The sequence below is a fragment of the Peptoniphilus sp. genome (genome assembly GCF_034090345.1).
GTDB lineage: Bacteria > Bacillota > Clostridia > Tissierellales > Peptoniphilaceae > Peptoniphilus.
Genome location: NZ_JAXDSS010000015.1, coordinates 80283 through 93564, shown reverse-complemented (window position 1 = coordinate 93564; position 13282 = coordinate 80283). Strand labels below are relative to the sequence as shown.

The following is a 13282-nucleotide window of genomic DNA, read 5'->3' as shown; positions in this document are numbered from 1 at the left end:
TAAACCCATTTAAATAATTTTTCTAATTCTTCTTCTTTCAAAATATAATTTATTGAATCACAACTTGATACAACTAAGTCATATTTTACATTGAACATTAAATTTTGCATATCTTGTTTATAAAAATTAACACTCTTATTTACAAGTTTATTAGATGCAACGGCAAGCATCTCATCAGACAAATCTATTGCATCCACATCAAAGTCATCTACCAAAAATTCTGTTAAATTTCCTGTTCCACAACCTAATTCTAAACACTTGCCTTTAAGATTCCCATTTTGCTCAACCGTATCTTTTATAAACTTATAAACTTTTTTATAATCAAAATCCCACATTAATTCATCATACACAGCTGCAAACTCTTTATAATTATCCATTCATTACCTCATTATAAATATTCATTAGTACTTCTCCAGAATTCTCTCTAAAAACAAACTTAGCTCTTCTATCTTCTGGAGTGGGAGTATTATTTATTATTATCAAATCCTCCACATATCTTGGCAAAAAATTTACAGGACTTACTGTCAAGCTCGAACCTATTACAATCAACAAATCTGTATCTTGTAACTCATAAGTAGCTTTTGTGTAATCGTCTGGCATCATATCACCAAACATTACAACATTTGACCTAACTACCCCACCACACTCTTCACACTTAGGAGGGATTTCTCCGTCTTCAATCTTATTTTTCAAATAGTTAAAGTCATATTTAGCACCACATTTAATGCAGTGCACTCCTCTAGTCTCTCCGTGAACTTCATATACATTCTTACTGCCTGCTTCAAAATGTAAATTATCTATATTTTGAGTTATTATTCCTGAAAGATATCCCTCTTCTTCAAGCTTTGCCAATACAATATGTCCATTATTTGGTTTTCTATCATTTAAATCCTTTAAAATTAAATATCCTTCAGAATAAAATCTTTTAGGGTCCCCAATCATTGTATCAACTGAGAGAGCTCTTATAGGATCAAACTTTTTATAGTATCCGCTACTTGACCTAAAATCAGGTATTCCAGACTCTGTACTTATCCCCGCTCCTGTTAAAGCAAATACTTTCTTACTATTTTTTATAAGTTCAGCTGCTTTTTTAATATTTTCCATAACCTTAACTCCTCGTATAATATATTTTTAGGTCAATATTTTTAAACCTTATAACTGTAATTGAGATACCCCAGTGCTATAATTATTTTGAATATATTTAGCAAAGGAAAATTCTTTCAACTCCTGCAAATCTTTTGATATTGCTTTGGAAAGCATGCTTCCTGACTTAATAACCAAATCTTCTCACTTAAGGTGCTGCATCTTTTTGATTAGGCTCTCAGCATGGCTATTTTTCAACTTGAATGCTTATAATGCAAGGGGGAAGTTAGTTATTAAGATTGGGATATTTCTTTTGCTTACTTTCTTCACTTTATTTTTGATAAGAAGGAGGTGAAAACCTGTGAAGAATGATTTCTTATCTACTTTAAATTAAGTGAACTTATTAGATTAGATAAGTCTCAAAGAGCTTTTTCTGATATTTTTGGTGCTTCTTCTAAAGCTGTTATTAATGATTTTCTTTCTCTTGATGATATTGCTTATTCTTCTTTGGAAGATTTATCTTCTTTTTTAATTGAAAAAAGCAAAAATCGTTTTGAGGATCCTTCTCTAATTGCAAAGATTCTTCAAAAGGCGGCTAGAGATTCTTATCGTCTCGATAAGGTTTCTTATGAGCCTATTAATGTTCTATTGCTTCTTCTTTTAATGTTATTAATACTTTTGAGAAAGAGGTTAAATCAGTTGATTTAGCTATAGAGAGAACTTGTAAAGGTCTTAATCCTAATGAATACAATGTTTTAATTTCAATTCCCGGGATTGGTCCTGTATTTGCTTCTGGTATTTTATCAGAAATTGGCACTATTTCTAATTTTGATTCTAATGATAAATTAGCGAAGTATGCCGGTATTACCTGGAGAGAAACTCAATCAGGGTCTTTTTCTTCTGACAATACTAGAATGACTAAAACTGGTAACAAGTATCTTAGGTATTATCTTTTTGAAGCTACAAGCAGTATTATTCGTCATATTCCTGAATACAAGAATTTTTATCAAAAGAAATATGATGAATCCACAATACACAAACACAAAAGAGCCCTCGCACTAACAACTCGTAAATTTATTGGATTGATTTTTAGTTTGCTGAGCAAAAATCAACTCTACTCCAACAATTATGTTGAGTAGAACAACTTAGCTTAATTTTTTAACCTGCTTTTTATAGGGTCTTTTTGTCATGCGGTTTTTTCCTTTTTAAGGATAAAAAATTATTTTTTATCCTCTTGACATATTACTAGGTCGCTTTTAATAAAAAACAACTTTATAATAAATAAAATACAAAATAAATAATGCTATTATTGGCACAAAATTAAAAAAATCAAAAGTTTGAGCTGCTCTAATTCTCTGCCTACGCCCGTAAAATTCATCTTCTCTTTTCTTCTCAAAATACATTTTTCTATACATATTCTTTAAAATAAAAATTGATATTCCTGATAAAATAATCAATAAAGTTATTATATATAATTGTAAAGAGCCTATATCCCTAGCCAACGAAGTACTTTGTAAATAGCTAAATAGAGAATCGTTCACATATCTTGCTGAAATTAGAGCTATTACATTATTTACAAAATGAGCAATCATGCATGCAAAAATTGAACCTGTAAGTTCTAAAAAATTACCAAACATTATTCCTAGAAGAAGTGGCGCCAAAAAATTTTGAATATCAAAATGAAATAATGCAAAAACTAATGCACTCATAAAAATTGCAAATTTTGGTCCATAAATATCATATGAATTTATAAGAGCTCCTCTAAAAAATATCTCTTCACATATAGCAGGTACCAAACACATATAAAATAAATATCCACTTAGGTTCATATCTCTAGTTACTACATCCATAGAAAAATTATTTAACTCTGTTATATTTGAAAATATACTTAAAAACAAACCATTTACTAATAAAATTATTGGATATGATAATATTGTCATCAAAATGACTCTAAATATATTTTTTAAACTTATGTATTTAATTCTTAAAACATGAGTAAACTTTCCCGTACCCGCAATAAATAGTGCTGGTATTAAAATTATAAAAATTTCATTTATAAATGTTCCTCTAAAAAAATTTTTGCTCTGTATATAATTTCCTATCAATAAAAATAATATAGAAAGTAAAAGAGTAAATGTATTTACACTCAAAACATTTAAATTTTTCTTTTTATATTTTCTACGATTTAAATTTATCTTCATTTTTTTGCCTCAACATAATATCTAATTTTAAACTCATATCTTTCATTATTGCCAATATTTTACTCAATGTAATTTGACTACTAATTAAAATTATAAAAAATATAACAACCCTTAAAACTTTGTGCTTCATATCAAACATTATCCATAATTATATCAAATCGAATAAATATTTAAAACTTTCATCCTAAATGATATAATAAATTAGGAGGGATTATATGGAAACTTTTAATATCCAAGAGTTAGCTCAAAATAAATTAATCATTTTGTATATAATTCAAAAATCTTCTAATACGTTTCATGAAGATGATTTAACTTCTTTCATATTAAAAAATGAATTTTTAAATTATTTTTTTTATAAACAATATTTAGGAGAGTTATACGACAATGGCTTTGTTGAAATTATTGACCATTACATCCAATTGACTGAAGAAGGTCAAATCGCTCTTGAAATGTTCAATGATCGTCTACCTAAAAATATTGTAAATTCGATAGATAAAGAGATTGAAAACCTGAAAGAACCTACTGACTACGAAAATTCTATAATAGCTAACTATAAAAAAGAAAATGAAAGATTCTTTGTAAACCTAGCTATAATTGAATTTGAAGTAGACATCTTTAATTTAAACCTTGAAGTCCCTTCTGAGCAATATGCGATAGGCATCTGTGATAGATTTAAAAAAAATCCAGAAGAATTTTACATGAATGTAATTCAATATTTAGAATCTTAAAAGTGATGTTGCAAAGATAGACAATTCTATTTTGCACATCACTTTTTAATTAAATAATTGAATTTAGATATTATATTTTTTGATTGAAAATTTTCTTCTATATTAATTTAGTCAATTTCTTTTAAAAATGAGTACACTAAATATAGCTATACTTTCGAAAATTTTTTCTTAATCAGCTTTTTATTTTATGATTTCTAAGTTCTTTTTTATTATTTTTGTAATTTATTTAGGAATAGGTTTAATGTATATATGCAATTTGGATGGTGTGATATGTTTTCTCCTATGATAAATCCTGATGCACTTGCTAGTTGTATGTTGTATACCGGTTTTAGTTGACCATTTTTCATATGGTCTTCTTTCATTCGCATGAATGTTGCATCATAATCTGTTTTTGAGTATGAGTTTCTATTCTCTCCCATTATTTCTAGATGTTCTTTGTATTTTTCAAACTTTTCTTTCCAGTCTTTTAGCATTTCACAATCTCGTTGAATTTGTTTTTTATTTTTCCTTGTCCATATACAAATTCTATATTTTTATCTATACATTCTTTTGCAATTGAGTTAAAAACTGTTCTTACTACTTCAAGGACTTCTTCTGCTGTTGAATGTTCATTAAGTCCTAAGTGTTTTATAGCTTTAATTCTTAGCTTTTCTTGATATTTTTCTATGCTTTTTCTCCATACGAAGCTATATCTGTTGGCGTAGGCTTCTATTTTTGTTCCATCTATATATACTTGACATATCTATTTGATTTTCTTCTATTAATTTCTCTACTATTTGATTAAGTATACCTGGTGTTATTTCTGCTATTTTTTGCCTAAATCTGTTTATTGTGCTATGGTCCGGGAGTTGTTGTGTATCTAGTAGATATTTAATTCTTAAATCATATTTACAAGATTCTTCTATTTCTCTTGATGAAAATATTCCTTCTGAGTCGTACATTGTATTAGAAAAAGGTGAGGATTTTTATTAGTTTCCTCGTCTTTTTTCATTCTGAGACTTTTGCAACAACCTCTTCTTTAATATTATTTTAACTATATGATTTGTATATGATTCATCTTCATAGTCTTAATTGCACTTTCATGACTTTCTAAAGTCACACCCGCACAACAACTCTCATCAACTTTTATAGGTATATTAGGCAGATATGATTTTATTAGAAGTGCATTTGATACTACACAAATATCTGTACAAAGTCCAACTAAAGTTATGCTGTCAATTTTATTTTCTCTCTCCAATTCCCTTAACTCTTCAGCTAATTCAACAGTTCCAAATGATCCCTTATCAAAAATCTTACCTTTTATTGCCAAATCAGGATGAATTTCCCAACCATCAGTTCCCTTAATACAATGTTTAACCGGTAAATTCTTCCCTTCCTCAGTTTCAAGATAATCTTCTCCATGAGTATCCCTTGTGTAATATATTTTCCCCTCAAAACTATCAATTTTGTCTTTTACATTTGGTACTATATTAACCGCTTCTTTAGTACCCAAACTTCCATTTATAAAATCGTTTTGCATATCCACAACTATTAAAACTTCCATATTATACCTCTTATAGTAAATATATTTCCTCAGTACTTTCTATAGGTCTAATCTCAATTAAATTTTTAGATTTTAAACTGCTAAGTGAATTTTTTACAAACTCTTCATCTATAAACAATTCATAAAACTCATGTAAAAATACTTTTTTATATTTTTTTATAAAATTTAAGATATTTACTTCATCTTCCTCTATTTCCTTTTCTCTTAAATCAGAATGTTCATGTATAAAATTTAATAATTCCTTTTTTGTTTTGTATCCCTTAGCTATAAATTCCTTTCCCTCATTATCCACATACATAAAATTTGGAAAATTATCAAATCTTCTATCAAATGTACTCATTCTATCCTCTAAAAAAATTTGAGCAGAGTCTCGTTCAAATATCTCTATAAATTCCTTTTCATTTATTCCTATTTCCTTTAAAATAGGAATAATATTTTCAATGTCCATTGTATTTACTCCATAGAGTATGGTATCTTCTCTCAATCTTCTTAAAAAAATATTCGCCTTTTCTGGAGCTATTTCTCTAACAGATATAAAATATTTATCTAACTTATTTGTACTTGGATTTTTTCTAGAAAGCAAATTCGGTAATTTGCTCGACACAGGCATTTTATGTATTGTAGAACCAGCTATCCAAATTTGTTTTAAAATTGCATTTGCAGTTTCATCAGAATCTTTGTCTTTCATATTCATTGGAAGTATATCATGGTAATCAGAAATCATCCCCCCCATTATATTTTCAAACTCAACTTTCCCATCAAATAAATAATCTATTGCCCTTAAAACTTTTTCTTCTCCCCACGACCAAGTACATACTACATCTGAAAAAATATATATCTTCAAATTCACACCCCACACTTAATTAAAAATTTTCATTTACAAAAATTACATAATCCACCTCTTTCTCTGAAAAGGTTTTTCTTAAAGTCCTATAACACTGCTTATTTTTCTTGTGCTGTAATAATATTCTTGAATACTCATGCCTTTTTTATACTCTTCTTACTTTTTATAGTTTATATAAATTAAGTATATCATAAATAATATTTTTATGTGATAAATTGTAAAATTAAACACGACACCAAATAAAAATTAAAACTTATATTGACTAACTTCATGTAATTTTAATAGCCATAAACACACTAAGTCAATATGAGTAGTAAATATCTTCCACTAGAATTATAGAAATAAGATAGAGTTATTAAATAAAGAGGGTTATTTTTCTGGATAAATAGCAAAATTTTTGTACAGACATCATTTTACAATTTTAAGAGAATTTAAATAACAAACCATAGATGCAAATAAAATAAGAGATATAAATAATCATTTAAGGGAAAAAACTAATCTACTGATATCTTATATAAATATCTTGATTAATTTTACAATTTAAACATTATATAACTATTTACAATTCTACTTTTATTTTTTATTATACATTCAATTTATATCTTAATATTTTTATTTTTATCCTTAAAATCCCTTAATATACACCTTTAGCATATTCCCCAATATATAGTATTCATATATCTATCCAATTGATATTATCCACCATATATAGTATAATTACATAAGCGGAAAAGGAGAGGATTATATGGCAATATTAGAAGTTATAAAGAGAAACGGCAGAAGAGCAGATTTTGACGGTAAAAAAATAGAAATTGCAATTGAAAAAGCAATGAATTCAATGAGTGGCGTATACATAGAAGGTCAAGCTAGAAAAATAGCTGCTGAAATTGAAGAACAAGCTATGTTAAGTATGGAGCCAATTTCCATATCATCTATAGAAGAACTTGTATATTATAAATTAATTGAAAACAATAACCCTGCAACTGCAAGAGCTTATGAAAATTATAAAGCAGTTCAATCTTATAAGAGAGAACAAAACACAACAGATAAAGAAATTTTAGGCCTATTAAATCAGACGAATTTTGATATAATGGATGAAAATTCAAATAAAAATGCCATAATTGCATCCACTCAACGTGATTTAATTGCTGGAGAAGTTTCAAAAGATATTGCGAAACGTAAAATGATTCCTGCCGACTTAGTAGATGCTCATGAATGTGGAGCAATTCATATTCATGATATGGATTATATAATTCAACCTATTTTCAACTGTTGTTTGGTTAATATTAAGGATATGCTAGATAACGGGACTGTGGTAAACGGAAAAATGATTGAAACTCCTAAGTCCTTCCAAGTAGCTTGTAATGTTATGACTCAAATAATAGCTCAAATTGCATCTAATCAATATGGCGGTCAAAGTATTAACATTGCATGCTTGGGCAAATACTTAAGACGTTCTTACGATAAGAATCTAACTCTTGCTATAGATACTCTTGGCGATATCAAACTTGCAGAAAAGATGGCAGCCAAGATGACTCAAAAAGATTTAGAAAGTGGTATACAAACCATTCAATATCAAATAAATACTTTGATGACTTCTAACGGTCAAGCTCCTTTTGTAACTTTATTTATGCAACTTGAAGATAATGACCCTTATATAGATGAAATTGCTCAAATAATCGAAGAAATTTTAAAACAAAGAATTCAAGGTATTAAAAATGATGCTGGAGTATATGTAACTCCTGCATTCCCTAAATTAATATATGTACTTGATGAAAATAATGTAAAACCTGAATCTAAATACTATTATCTGACTTCCCTTGCAATCAGGTGTACTGCAAAGAGAATGTATCCTGACTATATTTCTGCTAAAAAAATGAAAGCAAATTATGAGGGCAATGTATTTAGTCCTATGGGTTGTCGTGCATTTTTGCCACCTTGGAAAAATAGCAAAGGACAGTATCAATTCGAAGGTAGATTCAATATGGGAGCTTGTTCTCTTAACCTACCTCAAATTGCAATCCTTGCTGGAGGCGACGAGTCAAAATTCTTTGAAATTCTTGAGAAAAGACTTGAATTAGTTAAGAGAGTTGGTATTTTAAGATATGAACATCTTAAAAAAGTTAACTCCGATTCATCGCCTATCCATTGGCAACATGGGGCTATTGCAAGACTTGGCAAACATGAATCCATAGCTTCTCTTCTTGAAAATGGTTATTCAACTGTTTCAATGGGCTATATCGGTATATATGAGGCTACTTACCTAACAAAAGGTGTGTCTCACACTGATCCTAAAGGTTATGATTTTGCTATGAAAATAATGGATAGTTTAAACGATGCAGTTAAGAAATGGACTGAAGAAACAGGAATAAAATTCACTCTATACGCAACTCCTGCTGAGTCACTTACTAACCGATTTGCAAGTATAGATAAAAATAGATTTGGTGTCATTGAAAATGTAACAGACAAAGGCTACTATACTAACTCTTTCCATGTTGATGTAAGAGAAGAAATTTCTGCATTTGAAAAATTTGCATTTGAATCTAAATTCCAAGATAAGTCTACTGGCGGATGTATTTCTTATGTTGAAATACCTAATATGTCTCATAACTTAGAAGCACTTGAAACAATAGTTAGATACATCTATGACAACATTCAATATGCTGAGTTCAACACTAAAAGTGATTATTGTGCTGAATGTGGTTATGACGGAGAAATTAAATTAAATTCTGATAATGAATGGGAATGTCCTCAATGCCACAACAAAGATAAATCTACACTTACAGTTGTAAGACGCACTTGTGGATATCTTGGAGAAAACTTCTGGAATGAAGGCAGAACTAAGGAAATCCATGATAGGGTTTTGCATATCTAATGAGATATGGACAAATAAGAAGATACGATGTTGCAAATGGTCCGGGAATAAGAACTAGTCTCTTTGTAACAGGATGTACTCACCATTGCGAAGAATGTTTCAATCAAGAATATCAAGACTTCATGTTCGGAGAATTGTGGACTGATGTTCAAACTGCTGAAATAATAGACCACTTGAGTGAGTCTGTAAACAATGGACTAACTATTCTTGGTGGTGAACCATTCCAAAATATTCCCGATTTAACATCAGTAGTCAGAGAAATAAGAGGTTACACATCTAAATCCATTTGGGTTTATTCAGGATATACTTTCGAACAAATATTAGAAGACGATAAAAAGCTTGAACTTTTAAAACTCTGTGATGTTCTTGTTGATGGCTTATTTATAAACAGCCTTAAAGACTTGAGTTTAAAATTTAGAGGTTCATCCAATCAGAGAATAATAGATATAAAAAAATCACTCGAACAAAATCAAGTGATTTTATTAGAAATATAAGAGCTTTATGATTTTTAGCAAATCTAATTTGCCATTAATCAAAAGCTCTTTTTTGTGCGCATTAAATATTTTTTATCTCTTTTATAAGATTAATAGATTCTATTACCGTCATTGCAGCATCATAACCTTTATTCCCCGCTTTTGTACCGGCTCTTTCTATAGCCTGCTCTATAGATTCTGTTGTGAGAACTCCAAATGCAACTGGCAAGTTTGTATCCAAAGATATCTTCGCCACACCTTTTGAAACTTCACTACATACATAATCAAAATGAGGTGTACTTCCCCTTATAACAGCTCCCAAACAAATCACACCATCATAATTTTGCGTATTTGCCAATTTTTGTGCAAAAAGAGGTATTTCAAAAGCTCCCGGAACCCAACACACTGTTATACTATCATCTTCTATCTCGTGTCTTTTAAGGCAATCTATAGCACCACCAAGTAATTTAGATGTGATAAATTCGTTAAACCTGCTCACAACAATCGCTACCTTACTTTCTTTTGCTGAATAATTCCCCTCAATAATTCTCATTACATAATCTCCTCAGTTTTAAATTCTTTTAATATATGACTCATCTTTTTAGCTTTTGTCTCCAAATAAAATCTATCTGTTTCATTTGAATGTATTTCTATTGGAACTCTCTTAGTAATCTCAATTCCATATTCCTCAAGATTATATACTTTATCAGGATTATTTGTCATGAGTTGCAACTTCTTAACTCCTAAATCCTTTAAAATTTGAGCTCCTATATAGTACTCCCTCGCATCTTCAGGAAATCCCAAGGCTAAATTAGCCTCTACAGTATCCATTCCTTTATCTTGTAATTCATAGGCCCTAAGTTTATTTATAAGGCCTATTCCCCTGCCCTCTTGCCTCATATACAAGACTATTCCTCTGCCTTCTTTTTCAACTCTTCTCATTGCCTCAGCTAATTGTTCCCCACAATCACATCTCGCAGAACCAAAAGCATCACCTGTCAAACACTCTGAATGTACTCGGCACAAAACATCATTACCATCTGATACATCCCCTTTTACCATTGCAACGTGGTGCTCTCCGTTCAATTTATTTATATAACCATAAGCTGTAAATACTCCATGCTTTGTTGGAAGTTTACACTTTGTAACTCTTTCTACTAATTTTTCATTTGTCTTTCTGTATTTTTTAATTTGATCTATGTGAATAAAAACAGCTCCTAAACTATCAGCCATTTCCTTTAACCTGTCTCTTTTCATCATGGTGCCATCTTCTTCCATTATTTCACAACACAATCCTATTTCTTTTAAACCAGCAAGTCTTAACAAGTCTACAGTTCCTTCTGTATGTCCCTCACGCTCTAAAACACCACCATCTTTAGCTATAAGTGGAAACATATGCCCCGGTCTTCTAAAATCAATTGCCCTTACGTTCTCATCACAACACATTCTCGCCGTAAAAGCTCTCTCCTCTGCTGAAATCCCTGTAGTTGTTTCAACATGGTCTATCGAAACTGTAAATGCAGTTTCATGATTATCAGTATTTTTACTCACCATAGGTTCCAAACAAAGTCTTGCCGCTTCCTTCGAACTCATTGGCATACAGATAAGTCCCTTTGCCATAGATGCCATTTTATTTAAAGTTTCAGTTGTTGCAAACTCTGCCGCTAAAATCATATCTCCTTCATTTTCTCTGTCCTCTGCGTCCAAAACAAATATTATTTCTCCTCTTCTTAACGCTTCTAATGCTTCATCAACTGTATTCCACATAATTCCCCCTAAAAACCATATTTTCTCAAAAATTCCATGTCTATTTTAGATTCACCATTTTCATTTTTAAATTCAAAATATCTATTTATATATTTTCCAAGTATGTCAAACTCTACGTTGATACTATCTCCTAAATTTAAATCTCCTAAATTTGTCCTCGCTAATGTTTCAGGAATAAGAGATACCATAAAAGAATTTCTATTCACACTAGCTAAAGTTAAACTCACTCCATTTAACCCAATGGAACCCTGTGCAACAAACTGTGTTTTAAACTCATCTTCAACACTTATCTCAAGTAAATAGCCATCTTTATTTGGTATTTTGGAAATTATTTTGCCAACTGTATCAACATGACCTTGCAGGATATGTCCTCCTAATCTGTCCATCGGTCTTACAGCTCGTTCCAAATTCAATTTACTCCCAGAAATTAAACTATTTAATGTAGATTTTTCAGCCGTGACACGCATCATATCAGCCGTGAAAAAATCATCTCCAAATTTTGTAACTGTTAAACACACACCATTAGTTGCAATACTATCTCCAAGTTTCACATCTTCTAAAACTAATTTTGAATCAACACAAATAGTAATTCTATCTACTCTCTTTTCAATTTTTCTAAGTGTTCCTATTTCTTCAACAATCCCCGTAAACATCTCTCACTCCATGTATTAAAATGTCTCCATCTAAATTTTTTGTACTGATTATATTAAAGTTCAAACTATCAGATAAATTTAATATTCCCACTCCATCATCAACAGACTTTCCCCCACCTATCAATTTTGGAGCTATATAATGATAAATTTCATCTACCAATCCGGACCTTATAAACGAAGAGTGAATTTTAGAGCCGCCTTCAACTAATATATGAGCTATATCTCTCTTTAAAAGTTCTTCACAAATTTCATTTAAATTTAAACCATCCCCATCTCTTGAAATCCTTACTATATCAACACCTTTATCCGTTAAATTTTTGTACTTTTCTAAATCAGAAGAATTTGTAAAAGCAATTGTCTTAGCTTCAAAATTATAAATGTTGTAGTTAGAGTCTATTTCAAGCTCACTGTCTAATAAAATTCTAATTGGATTATATCCTTTACCACTTCTGTTAGTTAATAATGGATTATCTTTAATAGCTGTGTTTTTCCCAACCAATATTCCATCTACCTTACTCCTTAAGATGTGTGAATCTTGTCTTGAAGTAGAATTTGTAATCCACTTACTTTCTCCAGAATTCGTCGCTATTTTCCCATCAAGAGTAGTTGCAAATTTAAGTGTTATAAATGGTCTCTTCATAGATTTATTCAGTAAGAAAACTCTATTCTGAAACTTTGCTTCATCTTCAAGCATTCCAATTTCAACTTCAATTCCCTCTCTTTTTAAAATTTCTATTCCTCTTCCAGAGACTCTTTCATCAGGGTCCCTTATTGCAACCACAACTCTTTTTAATTTTTCTTTTATAATCCTGTCTGCACAAGGTGGTGTCTTCCCATAGTGTGAACACGGCTCTAAAGTTACATACATAGTTGCTCCTTCTGCCAATCCATTCACCTTATTAAGCGCATCCACTTCTGCATGATTATCTCCATATCTGTGATGATAACCTTCAGCTATTACTTTGTTATCTTTTACCACAACTGCTCCAACCAATGGATTTGTCTTTGTAAATCCCCTTCCCATCTCTGCCAATTCAAGGGCTCTCTTCATAAATTTATTTTCTTCAGAAAATATAAATATCGCCTCCTTTATAAATGAAACAAAATCATATTTT

15 protein-coding genes and 1 pseudogene are annotated in these 13282 nt (G+C 30.2%); 4 read left to right on the top strand and 12 right to left on the bottom strand.

The genetic code is table 11. From position 1 onward, the window contains the following. The 3 genes from SOR77_RS01545 to SOR77_RS01535 form a co-directional block, all read right to left on the bottom strand. A partial coding sequence (locus SOR77_RS01545) for a class I SAM-dependent methyltransferase (RefSeq protein WP_320635444.1) occupies nucleotides 1-377 on the bottom strand: 377 nt, incomplete at its 3' end. Next, nucleotides 370-1104 carry an SIR2 family NAD-dependent protein deacylase gene (locus SOR77_RS01540; protein ID WP_320635443.1) on the bottom strand — a complete coding sequence of 245 codons (735 nt, stop codon included), beginning with the start codon at nucleotides 1102-1104 and terminating at the stop codon, nucleotides 370-372. The genes SOR77_RS01545 and SOR77_RS01540, both read right to left, overlap by 8 nt. Nucleotides 1105-1720: 616 nt before the next feature. Further along, nucleotides 1721-1900 carry a hypothetical protein gene (locus tag SOR77_RS01535; protein ID WP_320635442.1) on the bottom strand — a complete coding sequence of 60 codons (180 nt, stop codon included), beginning with the start codon at nucleotides 1898-1900 and terminating at the stop codon, nucleotides 1721-1723. Here SOR77_RS01535 and SOR77_RS10215 point away from each other — a divergent pair. Next, nucleotides 1842-2222: a transposase gene (locus tag SOR77_RS10215; RefSeq protein WP_414153378.1), complete on the top strand. Its 381-nt coding sequence runs from the start codon at nucleotides 1842-1844 to the stop codon at nucleotides 2220-2222. The two genes, SOR77_RS01535 and SOR77_RS10215, sit on opposite strands and share 59 nt — an antisense overlap. Before the next feature lie 117 nt (nucleotides 2223-2339). Here SOR77_RS10215 and SOR77_RS01530 read toward each other — a convergent pair whose 3' ends face one another. Then, nucleotides 2340-3284, bottom strand: a complete 945-nt coding sequence (locus SOR77_RS01530) for a CPBP family intramembrane glutamic endopeptidase (RefSeq protein ID WP_320635441.1) — start codon at nucleotides 3282-3284, stop codon at nucleotides 2340-2342. A gap of 215 nt (nucleotides 3285-3499) precedes the next feature. Here SOR77_RS01530 and SOR77_RS01525 point away from each other — a divergent pair, with 215 nt between their 5' ends. After that, nucleotides 3500-4012 (top strand): DUF4364 family protein, encoded by a 513-nt coding sequence (locus SOR77_RS01525; protein WP_320635440.1) that lies wholly within the window; start codon nucleotides 3500-3502, stop codon nucleotides 4010-4012. A 209-nt stretch (nucleotides 4013-4221) separates the two neighbouring features. Here the strand turns inward: SOR77_RS01525 and SOR77_RS01520 are convergent, their stop codons facing one another. From SOR77_RS01520 to SOR77_RS01505, 4 genes and pseudogenes are all read right to left on the bottom strand, one after another. Then, entirely contained in the window at nucleotides 4222-4485 is a 264-nt protein-coding gene (locus SOR77_RS01520) for a hypothetical protein (protein WP_320635450.1), read from the bottom strand. Between the two features lie 312 nt (nucleotides 4486-4797). Then, nucleotides 4798-4953 (bottom strand): annotated as a pseudogene (locus SOR77_RS10210) (transposase); the annotation flags it as partial. Between the two features lie 92 nt (nucleotides 4954-5045). Continuing rightward, entirely contained in the window at nucleotides 5046-5555 is a 510-nt protein-coding gene (locus SOR77_RS01510) for an isochorismatase family cysteine hydrolase (protein ID WP_320635438.1), read from the bottom strand. Nucleotides 5556-5565: 10 nt separating this feature from the next. Next, nucleotides 5566-6399, bottom strand: a complete 834-nt coding sequence (locus SOR77_RS01505; protein WP_320635437.1) for a hypothetical protein — start codon at nucleotides 6397-6399, stop codon at nucleotides 5566-5568. A gap of 751 nt (nucleotides 6400-7150) precedes the next feature. On the opposite strand from SOR77_RS01505, the gene nrdD reads away from it, so the two are divergent. After that, on the top strand, nucleotides 7151-9274 hold the full coding sequence (gene nrdD / locus SOR77_RS01500; RefSeq protein ID WP_320635449.1) for an anaerobic ribonucleoside-triphosphate reductase: 2124 nt from the start codon (nucleotides 7151-7153) through the stop codon (nucleotides 9272-9274). Beyond that, nucleotides 9274-9768 carry an anaerobic ribonucleoside-triphosphate reductase activating protein gene (gene nrdG / locus SOR77_RS01495; RefSeq protein ID WP_320635436.1) on the top strand — a complete coding sequence of 165 codons (495 nt, stop codon included), beginning with the start codon at nucleotides 9274-9276 and terminating at the stop codon, nucleotides 9766-9768. Before nrdD ends, nrdG begins: the two co-directional genes overlap by 1 nt. 61 nt (nucleotides 9769-9829) lie before the next feature. Here nrdG and ribE read toward each other — a convergent pair whose 3' ends face one another. Genes ribE through ribD form a run of 4 tightly spaced genes read right to left on the bottom strand, consistent with a single transcriptional unit; the run spans nucleotide 9830 to nucleotide 13242 of the window. Next, the gene (ribE, locus tag SOR77_RS01490) at nucleotides 9830-10300 is read right to left on the bottom strand and encodes a 6,7-dimethyl-8-ribityllumazine synthase (protein WP_320635435.1); all 471 of its coding nucleotides are present in this window, start codon (nucleotides 10298-10300) and stop codon (nucleotides 9830-9832) included. Further along, nucleotides 10300-11514 carry a bifunctional 3,4-dihydroxy-2-butanone-4-phosphate synthase/GTP cyclohydrolase II gene (locus SOR77_RS01485; RefSeq protein ID WP_414153374.1) on the bottom strand — a complete coding sequence of 405 codons (1215 nt, stop codon included), beginning with the start codon at nucleotides 11512-11514 and terminating at the stop codon, nucleotides 10300-10302. The genes ribE and SOR77_RS01485 overlap by 1 nt, the downstream gene beginning before the upstream one ends. An 8-nt stretch (nucleotides 11515-11522) precedes the next feature. Next, nucleotides 11523-12167, bottom strand: a complete 645-nt coding sequence (locus SOR77_RS01480; protein WP_320635434.1) for a riboflavin synthase — start codon at nucleotides 12165-12167, stop codon at nucleotides 11523-11525. Further along, the gene (ribD, locus tag SOR77_RS01475) at nucleotides 12148-13242 is read right to left on the bottom strand and encodes a bifunctional diaminohydroxyphosphoribosylaminopyrimidine deaminase/5-amino-6-(5-phosphoribosylamino)uracil reductase RibD (RefSeq protein ID WP_320635447.1); all 1095 of its coding nucleotides are present in this window, start codon (nucleotides 13240-13242) and stop codon (nucleotides 12148-12150) included. Before ribD ends, SOR77_RS01480 begins: the two co-directional genes overlap by 20 nt. Nucleotides 13243-13282: the final 40 nt, after the last annotated feature.